15 protein-coding genes are annotated in these 18,237 nt (G+C 73.0%); 13 read left to right on the top strand and 2 right to left on the bottom strand.

All coding sequences use genetic code 11. The features are described 5' to 3' along the window. The first annotated feature begins 95 nt into the window (after positions 1–95). A complete protein-coding gene (locus ACMATS_RS15390) occupies positions 96–1,955 on the top strand; it encodes a DUF6350 family protein (RefSeq protein WP_414170731.1) in 1,860 nt (619 codons plus the stop codon). A gap of 119 nt (positions 1,956–2,074) precedes the next feature. On the opposite strand, the gene ACMATS_RS15385 is transcribed toward ACMATS_RS15390, so the two are convergent. Next, positions 2,075–2,833, bottom strand: coding sequence for a hypothetical protein (locus ACMATS_RS15385; protein WP_414168193.1), 759 nt, complete (start codon positions 2,831–2,833; stop codon positions 2,075–2,077). A gap of 239 nt (positions 2,834–3,072) precedes the next feature. Here ACMATS_RS15385 and purN point away from each other — a divergent pair, with 239 nt between their 5' ends. Both purN and purH read left to right on the top strand, forming a co-directional pair. Beyond that, a complete protein-coding gene (gene purN / locus ACMATS_RS15380) occupies positions 3,073–3,702 on the top strand; it encodes a phosphoribosylglycinamide formyltransferase (RefSeq protein WP_390780482.1) in 630 nt (209 codons plus the stop codon). Between the two features lie 5 nt (positions 3,703–3,707). Further along, positions 3,708–5,297, top strand: coding sequence for a bifunctional phosphoribosylaminoimidazolecarboxamide formyltransferase/IMP cyclohydrolase (purH, locus tag ACMATS_RS15375; RefSeq protein WP_414168192.1), 1,590 nt, complete (start codon positions 3,708–3,710; stop codon positions 5,295–5,297). Between the two features lie 164 nt (positions 5,298–5,461). On the opposite strand, the gene ACMATS_RS15370 is transcribed toward purH, so the two are convergent. After that, positions 5,462–6,088 (bottom strand): RDD family protein, encoded by a 627-nt coding sequence (locus ACMATS_RS15370; RefSeq protein ID WP_414168191.1) that lies wholly within the window; start codon positions 6,086–6,088, stop codon positions 5,462–5,464. Between the two features lie 95 nt (positions 6,089–6,183). Here ACMATS_RS15370 and ACMATS_RS15365 point away from each other — a divergent pair, with 95 nt between their 5' ends. From ACMATS_RS15365 to ACMATS_RS15320, 10 genes are all read left to right on the top strand, one after another. Further along, positions 6,184–7,053 (top strand): bifunctional methylenetetrahydrofolate dehydrogenase/methenyltetrahydrofolate cyclohydrolase, encoded by an 870-nt coding sequence (locus ACMATS_RS15365; protein ID WP_414168190.1) that lies wholly within the window; start codon positions 6,184–6,186, stop codon positions 7,051–7,053. Beyond that, positions 7,043–7,525: a DUF3017 domain-containing protein gene (locus tag ACMATS_RS15360; RefSeq protein WP_414168189.1), complete on the top strand. Its 483-nt coding sequence runs from the start codon at positions 7,043–7,045 to the stop codon at positions 7,523–7,525. Before ACMATS_RS15365 ends, ACMATS_RS15360 begins: the two co-directional genes overlap by 11 nt. A 102-nt stretch (positions 7,526–7,627) precedes the next feature. Beyond that, the gene (locus ACMATS_RS15355; protein ID WP_414168188.1) at positions 7,628–8,842 is read left to right on the top strand and encodes an NADP-dependent isocitrate dehydrogenase; all 1,215 of its coding nucleotides are present in this window, start codon (positions 7,628–7,630) and stop codon (positions 8,840–8,842) included. A 413-nt stretch (positions 8,843–9,255) separates the two neighbouring features. Then, a complete protein-coding gene (locus ACMATS_RS15350; protein WP_414168187.1) occupies positions 9,256–10,431 on the top strand; it encodes a helix-turn-helix domain-containing protein in 1,176 nt (391 codons plus the stop codon). A 279-nt stretch (positions 10,432–10,710) separates the two neighbouring features. Continuing rightward, entirely contained in the window at positions 10,711–11,700 is a 990-nt protein-coding gene (locus tag ACMATS_RS15345) for a malate dehydrogenase (protein WP_390780489.1), read from the top strand. Between the two features lie 187 nt (positions 11,701–11,887). Next, positions 11,888–13,504, top strand: coding sequence for a hypothetical protein (locus ACMATS_RS15340; protein WP_414168186.1), 1,617 nt, complete (start codon positions 11,888–11,890; stop codon positions 13,502–13,504). Beyond that, complete coding sequence (locus ACMATS_RS15335) at positions 13,501–14,022, top strand: hypothetical protein (RefSeq protein ID WP_390780491.1); 522 nt, start codon at positions 13,501–13,503, stop codon at positions 14,020–14,022. Before ACMATS_RS15340 ends, ACMATS_RS15335 begins: the two co-directional genes overlap by 4 nt. A 13-nt stretch (positions 14,023–14,035) precedes the next feature. After that, positions 14,036–14,791 (top strand): hypothetical protein, encoded by a 756-nt coding sequence (locus ACMATS_RS15330; RefSeq protein WP_414168185.1) that lies wholly within the window; start codon positions 14,036–14,038, stop codon positions 14,789–14,791. 184 nt (positions 14,792–14,975) lie between these two features. Next, positions 14,976–16,478: an aldehyde dehydrogenase family protein gene (locus tag ACMATS_RS15325; RefSeq protein WP_414168184.1), complete on the top strand. Its 1,503-nt coding sequence runs from the start codon at positions 14,976–14,978 to the stop codon at positions 16,476–16,478. A 38-nt stretch (positions 16,479–16,516) separates the two neighbouring features. Further along, on the top strand, positions 16,517–18,058 hold the full coding sequence (locus ACMATS_RS15320) for a GMC family oxidoreductase (protein WP_391157184.1): 1,542 nt from the start codon (positions 16,517–16,519) through the stop codon (positions 18,056–18,058). Positions 18,059–18,237: the final 179 nt, after the last annotated feature.

Genomic DNA, 18,237 nt, shown 5'->3' with positions numbered 1-18,237 from the left:
GCGTTCTTGGCAGCATGTCTCTCGTGACCCACTACGCCGACCCTGGCCCGTTGTTCCCGTCGCGCCAACGGCCCGCCCTGCACGGCCAGTCCGCGGTGAGCACGGTCTTCCTCGGCGGCGTGGTCGCCGCAGGGCTGGGGCTCGGGGCCTTCGCCGTGGGCGTCCTGATGCTGTGGATCATCTCCCCGTACCCCGACAGCGGGCCCACGGGGGCGCTGCGCGTCGCCGCCGACCTGTGGCTGCTGGCGCACGGCGCCGAGCTCGTACGGACCGAGACGCTGTCCGGCGCGCCCGCCCCCGTCGGGCTGACGCCGCTGCTGCTCTCGCTGGTGCCGTGCACCCTGCTCTACCGCACGGCGCGGCATGCGCTGGAGCCCGTCGCCGACGAGCCGCCGGAAGAGGAGGAGGACGGCAGGTTCGTCTGCGTGGAGGACCTCATGCACGCGGACGAGGCCGTCGGGACCGAAGAGGCGGAAGCGCCGCCTGCCGCTCCTGGCTCCGCCCCCGCCATCCGGCTCCCGGTGCGCACGGCGCTCGGCGTGTACCTGGGCGGCTACCTGCTCGTGGGCACCGCAGCCGCGCTCTACGCCGCCCCGTCCCCCGTGCACGTCTCGCCGCTGAGCGCCCTGCTCCATCTGCCGCTCTTCGCCGCACTGTTCGCGGCCGCCGGGATGTGGGCGGCAGCGGGCTGGCCGGCCTGGTCGCCGGCCGGCCGCGCGCGGCGCGTGGTGGACGCGGTGCCCGGGTGGGTGCGCCACTGGTTCACGCGCCGACGCGTGATCGCGATCCTGTGGACCGCCGCCGTCGGCACCGCCGCGCTGCTCGCCGAGGGGATGCTGGTCGTCGCCGTGTCGCTGGCCGTGCACGCGGGCGGGGTGCGGGAGGCCTTCGCCCAGATCGCGGCGGGCTGGGCCGGGCGGGTGTCGGTGGGGCTGCTGAGTTTCGTGCTGCTGCCAAACGCCGTGGTCTGGGCGGTGGCGTACGTGCTGGGGGCCGGGTTCGGCGCCGGCGCGGGCAGTGTGGTCGCACCGCTCGCCGTGCAGAGCCACCACCCCGCGCTGCCGCACTTCCCGCTGCTCGCGGCGCTGCCGGGGCCCGGGGCCGCCGGGGCGCCGGCGGTGGTGGCCACGGTGGTGCTGTCGGTCGCCGCGGGGGCGGCCGTCGCCCATGCCGCGGTGCCGGGGCGGCCGGTGGTGGCGGGACGCCGCGAGGTGACCGTGACGGCCGCGCTCGGGGCGGTGCTCTGCTCGGTGGTGGTCACCTTGCTGGCGTACGCCTCGGCCGGTTCCCTCGGCACGTCCGTCCTCACGCGCTTCGGCCCGTCGTGCCTGCACACGGGGGAGGCGGCGCTGATGTGGACGGCCTCGGTCGGGGTGCCGGGCGCGCTGGTGCTGCGGTGGCTGCGGCGGAGGGCCGAGCGGGTGCCTGCGGCGGGCGGAGAACCGGTGGAGGTGCCGGCGCCGCCACGGGCGCGGAGCAGGGCGCGGGCCAGGCGGCGCTCGGCGTGGCCGGTGCGGGCCTATCGCGCGGCGGCGGCGTGGTTCGGCTTCGCGGTCGGGGGCGCCGCCCCCGAGCCGGCTGTGACGTACGCGTCGGAGACGCTGCCGTTGAAGCCGACGGTGGAGGAGGCGGTGGCCGCGGCCTCGGCGGCCCCTGCCCCCGAGGCCGCGGCGGAGCCGGAGCCGGAAGAAGTGACGGAGACGGAGGCGGAGGTGTCGCCGCCCGCGCGCCGGCGGCGGGCCAAGCCGCAGCCGAAGCGGGTGTTCCGGGGCCGTCGGCGCAAGGCGACGACGCACGGGGCGGTGCCGATTCCGGGGTCGGTGTTCTCGGCCTCGTACCACGGGCCGCCGGCGGAGGCGTGGCACGAGACCGGGTCCCGGCGGGTGCGGTGGGCCGCGCTCAAGGAGTCGGGCGGCGGGCTGATGCCGGACTTCGAGCCGCCGGAGGGTGACTGAGCGCCGGCGCTCCGCCGGGGGCCGTACCTTCGACTGCGGGTTCGTCGTGGCTGGCCGCGCCCACGCGGCGGAGCCGCACGATGTCACAGCCCCCGCCCCTTGCGGGGCGCGACCGGGCCCTAGTCCTGCACCTCCAGCAGCGGGCGCAGTTGCTTCGGCAGGTGGGTCTCGCACGACTGGCGGGACGTCTGCGTCAGTGCGTCGTCCACGCACGTGTAGTAGTCCCGGTACGCCAGCTGGAAGGCGAACGTCGTCGCCACGATCACCAGGGCCAGGCTGCCCGTGACCAGGCCGCTCACGGCCGCCGTGGTCTGCGGGCGGAAGCCGCCCGGCGGGGGCGGCGGGGCGTCCGGGTCGCGCGGCTTCGGCTTGGCGCGCAGTGAGCTGATGCCCCAGTAGACCGAGAGCGCGCCCAGCAGCAGGGCCACCTGCGGGATGCTGAACAGGGCGAAGAAGAAGCCCCACATGCCCGCCAACAGGGCGTAGCGGGCGCGCCGTTGGGCCGGGTCCGTCGGGTCCCAGCGCAGGCCGCCGTTGCCGCCGGGCAGCGGGCCCTGCGGGCCGCCGCCGGGGCCGCCGCCGAAGCCGCCGTCGTGGCGGCCGGGCTGGCGGCTGCTCCACTGGCTGCCCCAGCCCGGGGGCTGCTCCGGGGAGCCGTCGCCGGAGGAGCCGTCCTCCCCGGAGGGCGTTCCCGAGGCCCCCGACGACTGCTGCCGCGGCTGCCAGGGGCGGTCCGCCCGGCCCTCGGGCGGGGGCGCGAAGGGGTTGTCGTCCCGCTGGTCCGCGGAGGGCGGCGCCTGGCGGTCGTGCGGCGTGCGGAACGCGTGCGCGGCGGGCAGCGGGGGGCGGTGAGCCGCGTGGCGGCGTCGGTCCGGCATGTGGAGTGTGTCTTCCCCTGGTCTCGTCGTCCTGCACTTCGAGCCTACGGCGGCGTGCGTGAAGCGCCCGCTTGCAGACGCTACCTCCCGTGCGTGCCCCCGTCCCGTGGGGGCCGGGCGGTGTGCCGGTATCGTTGCTGGCGGCCGTCGGCTTCGTAGGGATCCCCGTATCGGGGAGCCTCTCCTTTTCGTACGTCCATACAAACCAGTTGTCCCGCCCCGCGAGAAAGGGCCCCACCGTGGCTGCCCCTGCTGGACGTCCTGCCCGACTCGTCGTGCTGGTCTCGGGTTCCGGTACGAATCTGCAGGCCCTGATCGAGGCCATCGACGCCGATCCGGACGGTTACGGCGCGCGGATCGTGGCCGTGGGTGCCGACCGGGACGGCATCGCCGGGCTGGAGCGCGCCGAGCGCGCCGGGCTGCCCACCTTCGTCTGCCGGGTGGAGGACCACCCCACGCGGGAGGCCTGGGACGCCGCGCTCGCCGAGGCGGTGGCCGCCCACGAGCCGGACCTGGTGGTGTCCGCCGGCTTCATGAAGATCGTGGGGAAGGCCTTCCTGGCACGGTTCGGCGGGCGGACGGTCAATACGCACCCCGCTCTGCTGCCCAGTTTTCCCGGCGCCCACGCCGTGCGCGACGCGCTCGCGTCCGGGGTGAAGGTGACCGGCTGCACCGTCCACTTCGTCGACGAGGGCGTCGACACCGGACCCGTCATCGCGCAGGGCGTGGTGGAGGTCCGGGACGAGGACGACGAATCCGCGCTGCACGAGCGGATCAAGGAAGTCGAGCGACAGCTGCTCGTCGAAGTCGTGGGCCGACTGGCCCGGCACGGCTACCGCATAGAGGGACGAAAGGTACGGATCCAGTGAATCCCGTGACCGCCGAAGGCACCAAGCGGCCCATCCGCCGCGCGCTGGTCAGCGTCTACGACAAGACGGGGCTGGAGGAGCTCGCCCGCGGCCTGCACGCGGCGGGCGTCGAGCTCGTCTCGACGGGCTCGACGGCCGGGAAGATCGCCGCGGCGGGCGTCCCGGTCACCAAGGTCGAGGAGCTCACCGGTTTCCCCGAGTGCCTGGACGGGCGCGTCAAGACCCTGCACCCGCGCGTCCACGCGGGCATCCTCGCCGACCAGCGCCTCGACGCGCACCGCGAGCAGCTCGCCGGGCTGGGCGTCGCGCCCTTCGAGCTCGTGATCGTCAACCTCTACCCGTTCCGGGAGACCGTCGCCTCCGGCGCCACCCCGGACGAGTGCGTCGAGCAGATCGACATCGGCGGCCCGTCGATGGTCCGCGCGGCCGCCAAGAACCACCCGTCCGTGGCCGTGGTCGTCGACCCGGCCCGCTACGACGACATCCTCGCGGCCGTCGCCGCCGGCGGCTTCGACCTCGCGCAGCGCAAGCGCCTTGCGGCGCAGGCCTTCCAGCACACCGCCGCCTACGACGTGGCCGTGGCCAACTGGTTCGCCGCCGACTACGCGGCCGCCGACACTGCGGCTGACAGCGGCTCCGCCGCGGGTGGCTTCCCGGAGTTCGTCGGCGCCGTCTACTCCCGCGCCAACGTGCTGCGCTACGGCGAGAACCCGCACCAGCCCGCCGCCCTCTACACCGACGAGGGCGGCAAGGGCCTGGCCTCCGCCGAGCAGTTGCACGGCAAGGAGATGTCGTACAACAACTTCGTCGACACCGAGGCCGCCCGCCGGGCCGCGTACGACCACGACGAGCCCTGCGTCGCGATCATCAAGCACGCCAACCCCTGTGGCATCGCGACCGGTTCGGACGTCGCCGAGGCGCACCGCAAGGCCCACGCCTGCGACCCTCTGTCGGCGTTCGGCGGCGTCATCGCCGTCAACCGCCCGGTGTCGGTGGCCATGGCCGAGCAGGTCGCGGAGATCTTCACCGAGGTCCTCGTCGCCCCGGACTACGAGGACGGCGCGGTCGAGGTCCTGGCCCGCAAGAAGAACATCCGCGTGCTGCGCTGTGCCGAAGCCCCGTGCGCGGTCAAGGAGGTCCGGCCGGTCGAGGGCGGGCTGCTGCTGCAGGTGAAGGACCGGCTGCAGGCCGAGGGCGACGACCCGGCGCACTGGACGCTGGCGACCGGCGAGCCGCTGTCCGCCGACGAGCTGGCCGAGCTGGCGTTCGCCTGGAAGGCTTGCCGCGCGGTGAAGTCCAACGCGATCCTGCTGGCCAAGGACAGCGCGACCGTCGGCGTGGGCATGGGCCAGGTCAACCGGGTCGACTCCGCCAAGCTGGCCGTGCAGCGCGCGGGCAAGGAGCGGGCGCGCGGCTCGTACGCCGCGTCGGACGCGTTCTTCCCGTTCCCGGACGGGCTGGAGGTGCTCACGGCCGCGGGCGTCAAGGCCGTTGCGCAGCCGGGTGGTTCGGTCCGTGACGAGCAGGTGGTCGAGGCCGCGAAGGCGGCCGGGGTGACCATGTACTTCACGGGTACGCGGCACTTCTTCCACTGAGTGGTCGGCTGCGGGCCGGTTCGTGGCTGATCGCGCAGTTCCCCGCGCCCCTTTGGGGGCGCGGGGCTGTGCGTCGGCTGCGGGCTCGTCGTGGCTGGTCGCGCCCACGCGGCGGAGCCGCACATGTAACCGTCCCACGCCCCTTTGGGGCGCGGGGGACACGCTCAGCGCGTGCGGACGACCACCGTGCCGACCATCTTGTCGGCGAAGGTCTGGTTCTTCTCGTCCCACAGCGGCCACAGGTAGCCCAGGTAGAGGAAGCCGTCGAAGAAGTGGCACAGGCTGCGCACGAAGGTCATGCCGAAGCCCAGCGGCATGCCGTCGCGCTCACGCAGGACGGCGATGTTCATCGCCTTCTTGCCGGGCGTCTGGCCGGTCTTGCCCTGGCGGTACATCATCCAGAAGCCGATGATCACGGCGACGAGCCAGCCGGCGCCCATCAGCGCGATGCCCCCGAACATCTCGCCCTTCGACGACGGCTCGCAGACGGAGTAGCCGTCGGTGCTGAACGTGCAGGTGCGGTGGGACCCCAGGACGATCATCACGGCCCCGGCGACGAACAGGGCCATCGGCAGCAGCCCGCCGATCAGGCCGTCGAGCATCGTCGCGCCCACGCGCGACCACCAGCCAGCCAGCGGCGGGCGCTGCGGCATGGCGGGCGGCATCTGCCCGTACGGCATCTGGCCGTACGGGCCGGGCTGCTGGGGGAACGGCGGGTAGCCGCCCGGCTGGGGCGGGTACCCCGGCGCGGCCGGCTGCTGCGGGTACGGGGGGTAGGGCGGGTGGGTCACCTGGATCCTTCGAGCGGTGGGGCTGTGACGGCCGACATCGTAGGCGCAGGCCACCTGAGTGGAACCGGGGCCGTCCCATCCGCGAGGATGGGGCCATGACCGCCCAGATTCTCGATGGCAAGGCCACCGCGGCCGCGATCAAGTCCGAACTCACCGTCCGTGTGGAGGCGCTGAAGGCCGAGGGCGTGCAGCCCGGCCTGGGCACCCTCCTCGTCGGAGACGACCCCGGCAGCAAGTGGTACGTGGCCGGAAAGCACCGCGACTGCGCGGAGGTGGGCATCGCCTCCATCCAGCGCGAACTGCCCGCGACGGCCACCCAGGAGGAGATCGAGACGGTCGTCCGCGAGCTGAACGAGAACCCCGAGTGCACGGGGTACATCGTCCAACTCCCGCTCCCCAAGGGCATCGACACCAACCGCGTCCTGGAGCTGATGGACCCGGCCAAGGACGCCGACGGCCTGCACCCGATGAGCCTGGGCCGCCTGGTGCTGAACGAGACCGGCCCGCTGCCCTGCACCCCGAACGGCATCATCGAGCTGCTGCGCCGTCACGACGTCGAGGTCAACGGCGCACACGTGGTGGTCGTCGGCCGCGGCATCACCGTCGGCCGGTCCATCGGGCTGCTGCTGACCCGCCGGACCGAGAACGCCACCGTCACCCTCTGCCACACCGGCACCCGCGACCTGTCGGCGCAGCTGCGCCAGGCGGACATCATCGTGGCCGCCGCGGGCGTCGGGCACCTGATCAAGCCGGAGGACGTCAAGCCGGGCGCGGCGGTCCTGGACGTGGGCGTCAGCCGGGACGGCGAGGGCAAGATCCAGGGCGACGTGGACCCGGGCGTGGCCGAGGTGGCCGGCTGGATCTCCCCGAACCCGGGCGGCGTCGGCCCGATGACGCGCGCCCTGCTGCTGGTCAACGTCGTGGAGGCCGCCGAGCGTGCCGCCGGAATCGACCATGCAGGCTGAGTCCGGCTCCGGCTCCGCCTCCGGGGCCGGCGAGCACAAGCCCGCCAAGGCCGGTAAGCCTGCCGAGGACGCCAAGGCCGCCAAGCCGGGTTCCCGCCGTCCTCCCCGGCTCACGCAGGACACCGCGCGCCCCGAGGGCGGCGGGCGCGCCGCGCCCGGCGGTGCCCCCGCGCCCGCGCGGCAGTGGCCGCTGCTGGCGGTCATGGCGGGGACCGGGCTGGGCCTGCTGGTCGTCGCCTTCGACGCCTGGCGGGTCGGCGCGATCATCATCGGGCTGGCGATGATCGGCGGCGCGGTGCTGCGCTGGATGCTGCCCTCGGTGGGCATGCTGGCGGTGCGCTCGCGGTTCACGGACCTGTTCACGTACGGCGGGCTGGGCGTGGCGATCGTGCTGCTGGCCCTGATGGCCCAGCCGCACGCCTGGCTGAAGATCCCCTTCCTGGACGACGTCCTGCACTTCACCGTGCAGTAGGTGTGCGTATCTTGAGGGCGAGGTGTTCCTTCCCCGCAGGGCCGGGGAGGGGCACTGCCTCCCGGCGGGGGACCCCGGCTGCGTGAGAGGGACGGTCCGCTCATGACGAAGATCAAGGTTGCCAACCCGGTCGTCGAGCTCGACGGCGACGAGATGGCCCGCATCATCTGGCAGTTCATCAGGGACCGGCTGGTCCTGCCGTACCTCGACGTCGAGCTGAAGTACTTCGACCTAGGCATCGAGCACCGCGACGCCACCAACGACCAGGTCACCATCGACGCGGCGCACGCCATCGCGGAGCACGGCGCCGGCGTGAAGTGCGCGACGATCACGCCGGACGAGGCGCGGGTCGAGGAGTTCAACCTCAAGGCGATGTACCGCTCGCCCAACGGCACCATCCGCTCGATCCTCGGCGGGGTGGTCTTCCGCGAGCCGGTCATCGTGAGCAACGTGCCCCGCCCGGTCCCGGGCTGGACGAAGCCGATCGTCGTCGGCCGCCACGCCTTCGGCGACCAGTACCGCGCGACGGACCTCAAGGTCCCGGGCCCGGGCACGCTCACCCTGGCCTTCGCCCCGAAGGACGGCTCGGAGCCGGTCGAGCTGGAGGTGTACGAGTTCCCGGGCCCGGGCGTGGCGCTGGCGATGTACAACCTGGACGACTCGGTCCGCGACTTCGCGCGGGCCTCGTTCCGCTACGGGCTGGAGCGCGGCTACCCGGTCTACCTGTCCACGAAGAACACGGTCCTGAAGAAGTACGACGGCCGCTTCAAGGACCTCTTCCAGGAGGTCTTCGACGCAGAGTTCCGGGCGGACTTCGAGGCCAGGCGGCTGGTCTACGAGCACCGGCTGATCGACGACATGGTCGCCACGGCGCTGAGGTCGCCGGGCGGCTACGTCTGGGCGTGCAAGAACTACGACGGCGACGTGCAGTCCGGCGTCGTCGCGCAGGGCTTCGGCTCGCTGGGCCTGATGACCTCGGTGCTGATGTCCGCGGACGGCCGGACCGTCGCGGCGGAGGCGGCGCACGGCACGGTCACCCGCCACTACCGCCGCCACCAGCAGGGCAAGGAGACCTCGACCAACCCGATCGCCTCGGTCCACGCCTGGGCCCGTGCCCTGGCCCACCGGGGCAGGCTCGACGGGACCCCCGAGGTGACCGGGTTCGCGCAGACGCTGGAGCGGGTGTGCACCGAGACCGTCGAGCGCGGCCGGATGACGAAGGACCTGGCCCAGCTGATCGGCCCCGAGCAGCCGTGGCTGACCACCGAGGAGTTCCTGGCCGTGCTGGAGGAGGGCCTCAAGAAGAGTCTGTCGTGAGCCGTGCTTTGACCCCGGCGGTGCGCGGGTAGGAAGGGGGGTGGAGGAGAGCCGGCGACCGGTCCTCCACCCCCGTGGGAGGACAGGCCGCCGCTCGTCCTTGAGGATCATGAAAACGGGAATCCGGTTCAAGACCGGCCGGTGTGCTGTGGCCCGGGGGTGACCGTTCCGGTACGAGGTCCGCATCCCGTACCAAAACCCGGCCGAATGTCACCGCCCGGTGACGCGACACGCCCCCGGGGGCGTGCGACCGGCGAGTTTGATCAACCCCAAATGCCACCGTGCGCCGCCCTGTTGGGAACTGACATGCTGAGTTGTGCCATCCCCCTGGGTAGCCGGAACCGAGGCTGTGGAGGGGGAAGCACAGCGGCACGGGGAAGACGACCGTTCGCATCGGGGGACAGGGGAGGGCAATGCCTCGTTGGAGGGCGCTACCGGAGGAACTCGATCCGCAGGTCCGCGAGTTCGCCGAACAGTTGCGCAGACTCGTGGAGCGGAGCGGCCTGAGCATCGCCGCCGTCGCGGACCGCACCGGCTACAGCAAGACGTCCTGGGAGCGCTATCTGAACGGCCGTCTGCTGCCGCCGCGCGGCGCCGCCGAGGCGCTCGCCGAGGCCACGGGTGCCGACCCGGGCCACCTCGGCACGATGTGGGAGCTGGCCGAGCGGTCCTGGAGCCGCTCGGAACTGCGGCACGACGTGACGATGGAGGCGATCAAGGTCGCCGAGGCGCGGGCCGCGCTGGGCGCGTTCGGCCCGCCGCCCGAGGAGGCGGGCCGCGGCAGGAGGTCCGGAGGCGGCAGGCGGATCCGCTCCGCCCTGCGCAGCGAGGGCGCGCTGCGCACGGCGGGGGCGGCGACGGCCGCGGCCGCGGCGGACCCGCCCGTCGGCGCGGACGGGCCGGAGGAGCGCCCCGAGCCGCAGGGCGGGTCGGGCGATGCCGGCAGGTCCGGGAGGCGCGGTCGGCTGCTGTCCCGCCCCGGCGGCTCGCCGGACGTCCGGGCGCGGGCCATCCCCGTGGACGAGGAGGGCAAAGGGGGTAAGGGCGGCAAGGGTGGCCGTAATGGCGGCCGTTCCCCGCGGCGCACCGCGGTGCTGTTCGCCCTCGGCGGAGTGGGCACGGCGCTGGTGATCGTCTCCGCGGTGCTGCTGCTCGGCTCGGGCGACGACGGCGGGAGGAAGGCCGAGGGGCCGCTCACCTCGCCGAGCGTCAGCAGCAGTCCGGCCCAGGTGCCCGCCGGGGTGAAGTGCACGGGTGCCGAGTGCGCGGGCAAGGACCCGGAGACCATGGGCTGCGGCGGCCAGCACGCGACGACGGCCGGCTCCACGACGGTCGGCACCTCGTACGTCGAGGTCCGCTACAGCAAGGTCTGCGGCGCCGCCTGGGCGCGCCTGACGCAGGCCGTGCCGGGGGACTCCCTGCGGATAAGCAACGACGCCGCGACCCCGGCGCGGACCGAGCGCGGCCGGGTGGACCGGGGCACGGACGCCCACACGAACATGGTCCCCGCCGACGGGCCGCGCCAGGCCACGGCGTGCGTGACGCTGGTCTCGGGGCGCAAGGGGTGCACGGTGCCGAGCGCCCCGTAAGGGGCGCGGGGAACTGCGCGACCAGCCACGACGTACCCGCAGGTGACCCGGACGCTCGGGGGTGGTGCGTCGGCTGCAGGCCGTCGGTGGCTGATCGCGCAGTTCCCCGCGCCCCTTACGGGGCGCCCCCGTGGCAGACGGTGAGGCGTCCCACACCGGGTCGGCCGCGGAGCGGCGGCCGGGTCGGATAGCCTGACGCCGGATCTCTCTTGATACCGAGAGAGATCCGCACACCCGGGCAGGGACACACCCACCGCCGTTTTGCAGCAGGAGATCGCCATGACCCGCACTCCCGTCAATGTCACCGTCACCGGCGCGGCCGGTCAGATCGGCTACGCGCTGCTCTTCCGCATCGCCTCCGGTCAGCTCCTCGGCGCGGACGTGCCGGTCAAGCTGCGCCTGCTGGAGATTCCGCAGGGCCTGAAGGCCGCCGAGGGCACCGCGATGGAGCTCGACGACTGCGCCTTCCCGCTGCTGCGCGGCATCGACATCACCGACGACCCGAACGTGGCCTTCGCCGGCGCCAACGTCGCGCTGCTGGTCGGCGCCCGCCCCCGCACCAAGGGCATGGAGCGCGGCGACCTGCTGGAGGCCAACGGCGGCATCTTCAAGCCGCAGGGCAAGGCCATCAACGACAACGCCGCGGACGACATCAAGGTCCTGGTCGTCGGCAACCCGGCCAACACCAACGCCCTGATCGCCCAGGCCGCCGCGCCGGACGTGCCGGCCGAGCGCTTCACCGCGATGACCCGCCTCGACCACAACCGTGCGGTCACGCAGCTGGCGAAGAAGGCGGGCGTGTCCGTCGCCGACGTCAAGAAGCTGACGATCTGGGGCAACCACTCCGCCACCCAGTACCCGGACATCTTCCACGCCGAGGTCGCGGGCAAGAACGCCGCCGAGGTCGTGAACGACGAGCAGTGGCTGGCCGACAAGTTCATCCCCACCGTCGCCAAGCGCGGTGCGGCCATCATCGAGGCGCGTGGCGCGTCCTCGGCCGCCTCCGCCGCCAACGCCGCGATCGACCACGTCCACACCTGGGTCAACGGCACGGCCGCGGGCGACTGGACCTCCATGGGCATCCCGTCGGACGGCTCCTACGGCGTCCCGGAGGGCCTCATCTCCTCCTTCCCGGTGGTCTGCAAGGACGGCAAGTACGAGATCGTCCAGGGCCTGGAGATCAACGAGTTCTCCCGCACCCGCATCGACGCCTCGGTGCAGGAGCTCGTGGAGGAGCGCGACGCCGTCCGCGGTCTCGGCCTCATCTGAACGAACCGAATCCGAGCAATCCGACGATTCGTACACGCGTAGCGCGGTACGTACGTACGGGGCGAGAATCGGCCCGTCATCTGCTCCCGGGAGGGGTCGATGGCGGGCCGTTCGGCTTATTCTGAGTTCTTCCGAACGTACGTCAACTCATGTAATCCGCAAGTGAGTTAGACGGATCGGGGGACCCGTGAACCACTCCGCTCAACAGGACTCCCGCAGCGAGGCCACCAGGCTGCTCTGTGCGGGGACCTATCTCGACATCGACTTCCGCCGTCGCGTCATCGAGGAGCTGGTCGAGCACGAGGAACGGCCCATCGCCCCCTCGCTGGGCGTGGACATCGTGCCGGTGCTCGGCCACGCCCTGCGCGCCCGCAGGCAGGACAACCAGACGGCACTCCTGCTCCTGGCACTCTGGCTGATATTCGTCTTCGTGGACGCGGTCTCCGGCGGGGCGCCGGTCTGGGCGGCGGCGTACGCCGGGGTGTGCTTCCTGCACTGGGGCGTCCAGGCGGCCGCCGGGCGCGGCTCGTCCGTCTACGTCGTCGACAGACGCACCCTGCGCCAGGCCCTCAAGGGCAGCGGCGCCCTGCGCGCCCTGCGCGCGGCCCTGCCCGTGCTGCCGCCGCTGCTCTCGCTCGGCTACTGGATCCTCGCGCTCGGCGCCCTCGCCTTCGGGGCGGACGACTGGGCCGCCGTGATCTTCCCGCTGCTGCTGGTGCTCCCCGTGTGGAACCACCGCACCCGCGTGGCGGCCGTGATGCGCGATGAACTGGGCCGGCAGAGCTTCGACCGGCAGCCCCGGGCCTTCCCGACGAGCACCTACCACCGGCGGATCGCCGAGGCCATCGCCCGCGAACAGTACGCGGGGCTCACCATCTACGACCCCTCCCGCCCCTTCATCGGCATGGGCCGCCCGTACGAGCCCTGGTCCTTCGCCCTGGAGCTCAGGCGGGCGAAACACGCTGCCGGCGCGGCGGGGGCGGACGGGGCGGCGGGGACGGTGCCGTTCACCGGCCGGCTCGTCGTCGACCTGATCCGGCCGCGGCTGGAGGCCCTGCGCGAGGCCGCCGCCGCGACCAGCCGGGACCGGCTGAAGGACCTGGAGATCGAAGAGTTCGTCTATCTGCCCGTCGGCCCCCAGCGGTTCGCGGTGGACTACACCGACCTGACGGTGCGCCGGCATCTGGACGACTCCGTCGACGAGGGCGGCGAGGGCCGCCGGTACTTCCTGCGGGTGCGCATCGGCGCGTGGGACGAGCAGGTCGTCGTCTCCGTGCTGGTCCGGGTGCACACGCAGGGCGGGATGCTGGTGCTGGAGGTCGTGCCGCATGTCCTGACGCCGATCCGGCCCGAGTTCCGGGCGGTCGACGTGATCGCGGGGCGCGGCGAGGAGGACCTGCTGCGCGACGGCCTGCGCGCGCTGCTGAGCGCGCCCGCCGCCGGGTTCGCGGCCGCGGTCTCCTCGCTCCGCTCGGCGGTCTCCGGCTTCCGCACCTGGCTCCACGACCCGCAGCGCGCCGTGCCGGACGGGCCGGCCGACTCGGTGCGGGAGCTGGCCGGGGTGGAGCGGGTGTCGCTGTTCCAGGAGATGGACATCAGCCGCTACGTGAAGACGGTCCAGGACCGCATCGCGAGCGGGGTCCGGGAGGCGCTGCGCTCCCAGGGCTACCAGACCGACCAGTTCGAGCAGCAGATCGTGCAGATCAGCGAAGGCGGCACGTACATCGGCTCGATGAGCGGCGGCGCGGTCGCCGTCGGCGCCGGGGCCGAGGCCAAGAGCACGACGGGAAGCGGGGGACGATGAACGGGCAGCAGGAAGGCGGCGGTTCCGGTGGGGGCATCTCCATCGGCCGGATGACGGGCGGCGCGGCCGCCGGCGGGAAGGGCGCGAAGGCGGAGGACCGCTCGGAGCGGGTCGGGCCGCAGGTGCCGGTCGGACCGTCCGGGACGCCGGTGCCCGCCGAGGTGCCCGTCGAAGGGGGCGTTGCCGTCGGCGAGATGAGCGGGGGTGCCGTCGCCGCGGGCGAGCGGGCCGAAGCGGTGGACGCCTCGCGGCAGTTGTTCCTGGTCACCCCGGAACTCCTGGACGCCGTACGGCTGGTGCAGCAGGACCTGCCGCTGCTCGCCCGTACCGACGGGGACCGGCTCGACGAGGTCGACGCCGAACTGGCCGGACTGCGCGAGGAGGCGTGGCGCACGGGCCGCACCGGGCGCCCCCGGCTCGAACGGCTCAGGTCCCTGCTGAGCGCCGGGGCCACGGCCGCCGGAGGACTGGCGTCGGCGGTGACCCTCGTCCAGGCGATCACCTCGTTACTGGCGTGAGGCGGCGAGGCACATGAGCCATTGGGATGCCGATCGCCAGGAGTGGGTGGAGGGCCCGCCGCAGGAGCCGTCGGACCGGCTGCCGGGGGACCGCCCTCCGGCCGGCCGCTCGCACGCGTCGGTCCTGGTCGCCTCGGTGGCCGGGGTGGTCCTCGCGGGCGGCCTGGGCGTCGGGGTGTGGGCCCTGGTACGGGACGGCGGCGGCGGGGGCGGGCGTCCGGACCCGGTGCCGTCGTCGGCGGCGCCGGGCGTGCCGGGTGCGAGCACGCCGGCGCCGGGCGTTGTCGGGACGCCGCCGTCGTCGCCGCCGGCTTCGGTCCCGGCGCCGACGGCCTCCGGGTACGTGCGGACCCAGGATCCGGCCGGGTTCCGGCTGGACGTGCCGGCCGGGTGGCTGCGGTCCACGAGCGGCAGCAGCGTCTTCTACAAGCCGGCGGACGACCGCAGCGTGATCCAGGTGTTCCAGATGACGGAGTCCGGCGTGGACTCGTACGGGGCCCTGAGCGCGACGGAGAAGGACGTCTCCGGAAACCCCGGCTACCAGCGGATCGCCCTGATGCGGCTGAGCGGGGATGCGGCGCAGTTCGAGTACACGTACACGCGGGACGACGGGAGTGCGCGGCGCGTCGTGATCTACGCGTACCTGGCGCCGGACCGGCACCGGTACGCGCTGCTGGTGGGTGGGCCGGTTGTGGACTGGGCGGCGCACCAGGAGATTTTTCGGAGGGTGGTGACGGGGTTCTGCCCTATCGGCTACTGCACGAGTTGAGCGCAGTTCCCCGCGCCCCCTGACGGGGTGCAACACGACGGCGAAAGGGCGGGTCAGGGGCACAACACCCTCCGTAACAACAAGTGACCCGCATCACTCTTTGTGAACGGCGACGCATAAGTCGCCGCCTCCCGGTAAGGCGCCACCCGTTGATCGCCGAACAGGGAAAGAAGGCAGCAAGGTCATGTCGTCAGCCGAGACCATCCATGTGAACGGCGTGTGGCGCCCCGCCGCATCCGGCGCGCAGCGGGAGGTGCTCGATCCCGCCGACGCCAAGGCCCTTGCCGTCGTGGCCGAGGGCGGGGCCGACGACGCCGACGCCGCCGTCGAGGCCGCCCGCCGTGCCTTCGACGAGGGCACCTGGCCGCACACCCCCGTCGCCGAGCGCGCCCGCGTGCTGCGCCGGGTCGCGGAGCTCCTGGAGCGCGACCGCGAGGAGATCGCGCTCACCGAGAGCCGCGACACCGGCAAGACCCTCTCCGAGGGCCGTGTCGACGTCGACGACGTCGCCAACGCCTTCCGCTACTTCGCCGATCTCGTCATCAACGAGAGCGGCGGCCGCGTCGTCGACACCGGCTCCCCGGACGTGCACAGCGTCGTCGTCCACGAGCCCGTCGGCGTCTGCGCGCTGATCACGCCGTGGAACTACCCGCTGCTGCAGGCCAGCTGGAAGATCGCCCCGGCGCTGGCCGCGGGCAACACGTTCGTCATCAAGCCCAGCGAGGTGACGCCGCTGTCGACCGTGCACCTGATCCGGCTGCTCGCCGAGGCCGGTCTGCCGGCCGGTGTCGCCAACCTGGTGACCGGCGCGGGCGACCCGGTGGGCGCGCGGCTCTCCGAGCACCCGGGCGTCGACCTCGTCTCCTTCACCGGCGGCCTCGCCAGCGGCACGAAGGTCATGCAGGCCGCCGCGCCCAGCGTGAAGAAGGTCGCGCTCGAACTCGGCGGCAAGAACCCCAACGTGGTCTTCGCCGACGCCTGCGCCACCGACGAGGACTTCGACACCGCCGTCGACCAGGCCCTCAACGCGGCCTTCATCCACAGCGGCCAGGTGTGCTCGGCCGGTGCCCGGCTCATCGTCGAGGAGCCGGTGCGCGAGCGGTTCGTCGCCGAACTCGCCCGCCGCGCCGACCGCATCCGCCTCGGCCGCGGCACCGAGGAGGGCGTCGAGTGCGGCCCCCTCGTCTCCGCGCAGCAGCTGGCGAAGGTGGAGGCCTACGTCGCCTCCGCGCTCGACGAGGGCGCGGTGCTGCGCAGCGGCGGCGTCCGGCCCGAGCCGAACGCGGTGCGCCCGGCGACCGGTTACTTCTACGCGCCGACCGTGCTCGACCGCTGCCACCGCCGGATGAAGGTCGTCCGCGAGGAGACCTTCGGGCCCCTCCTCACCGTCGAGACCTTCCGCACCGAGGACGAGGCCGTGGCCCTCGCCAACGACACCGAGTACGGGCTCGCCGGCGCCGTCTGGACCAAGGATGCGGGCCGGGCGCGCCGGGTCGCCGGGCGGCTGCGCCACGGCACCGTGTGGATCAACGACTACCACCCCTACCTGCCGCAGGCGGAGTGGGGCGGCTTCGGCAAGTCCGGCATCGGCCGGGAGCTGGGGCCCTCGGGGCTCGCCGAGTACCGCGAAGCCAAGCACGTGTACCAGAACCTCGCGCCGAAGCCGGTGCGCTGGTTCGCCGGCTGAGCCCCCGACACCCCCGGCCCCACAAGGAGTTCACCCCCATGCCCGTCTACGACTACGTGGTCATCGGTGGCGGAACCGCCGGTTCCGTCATCGCCTCGCGGCTCACCGAGGACCCCGACGTCACCGTCGCCGTCATCGAGGGCGGTCCCTCGGACATCGACCGCGACGACGTCCTGACCCTGCGCCGCTGGCTCGGCCTGCTCGGCGGCGACCTCGACTACGGCTACACCACCACCGAACAGCCGCGCGGCAACTCGCACATCCTGCACAGCCGCGCCAAGGTGCTGGGCGGCTGCTCGTCCCACAACACCCTGATCTCCTTCAAGCCGCTGCCCGGCGACTGGGACGAGTGGGCCGAGGCGGGCGCCGAGGGCTGGGACCACGCGTCCATGGACCCGTACTTCCACAAGCTGCGCAACAACATCGTCCCGGTGCACGAGAAGGACCGGAACGCCATCGCCCGCGACTTCGTCGAGGCCGCGCAGAAGGCGATCGGCGTGCCGCGCGTGGAGGGCTTCAACAAGGAGCCGTTCCACGAGGGCGTCGGCTTCCTCGACCTCGCGTACCACCCCGAGAACAACAAGCGCTCGTCCGCCTCCGTGGCCTACCTCCACCCGCACATGGAGGCCGGGGACCGCCCCAACCTCACGCTGATGCTGGAAACGTGGGCCCACAAGCTGGAGCTGGACGGCAACCGGGCCAAGGGCGTGCACGTCCGCACCAAGGACGGTGCGGAGATCCTGGTCGAGGCCGCGCGCGAGGTGCTGGTCTGCGCGGGCGCGATCGACTCGCCGCGGCTGCTGATGCACTCGGGCATCGGCCCGAAGGCGGACCTGGAGGCGCTGGGCATCCCCGTCGTGCACGACCTGCCGGGCGTCGGCGAGAACCTGCTGGACCACCCGGAGTCGGTGATCGTCTGGGAGACGGACGGCCCGATCCCCGACAACTCCGCGATGGACTCGGACGCCGCCCTGTTCGTGCGGCGCGACCCCGAATCCCGGGGCCCCGACCTGATGTTCCACTTCTACCAGATCCCGTTCACGGACAACCCGGAGCGGCTGGGCTACGAAAAGCCGGAGCACGGCGTCTCGATGACGCCGAACATCCCCAAGTCCCGCAGCCGCGGCCGCGTCTACCTCACCAGCGCCGACCCCGAGGTCAAGCCGGCCCTCGACTTCCGCTACTTCACGGACGAGGACGACTACGACGGGCGGACCCTCGTCGACGGCATCAAGATCGCGCGCGAGATAGCCGGGACCGCTCCGCTGGCGGGCTGGCTGAAGCGCGAGGTGTGCCCCGGCCCGGAGATCACCTCGGACGAGGAGCTGAGCGAGTACGCGCGCAAGGTCGCGCACACCGTCTACCACCCGGCGGGCACCTGCCGGATGGGCTCCGCCCTGGACGAAACGGCCGTGGTGGACCCGCAGTTGCGGATCCGCGGCCTGGAGGGGATCCGCATCGCGGACGCGTCGGTCTTCCCGACGATGTTCGCGGTGAACCCGATGATCGGCGTGCTCATGGTGGGGGAGAAGTGCGCGGAGCTGCTTGCAGCAGGCTCCGAGGAGGGGGTGGAACGGTGACCGGCACCCGCACCGCGACGGCGGTGATGACGGCCCGCGTGCCGCGGCCGTGCCAGGAGGGTTCCCACCCGGGGGCGGGCGCGAACGGCTCCGCCGTGAATGGCGGCGCACCGGAGGGCACTTCGGCGTCCGGTGCGTCGACCGCCGGGGCTGACAGCCGGGACGACCGCGGTGCGAGC

Source organism: Streptoverticillium reticulum, from assembly GCF_047456005.1.
GTDB lineage: Bacteria > Actinomycetota > Actinomycetes > Streptomycetales > Streptomycetaceae > Streptomyces > Streptomyces reticulum.
Note: the sequence above shows the minus strand (reverse complement) of the source record. Positions and strands in the feature narration are given on the sequence as shown.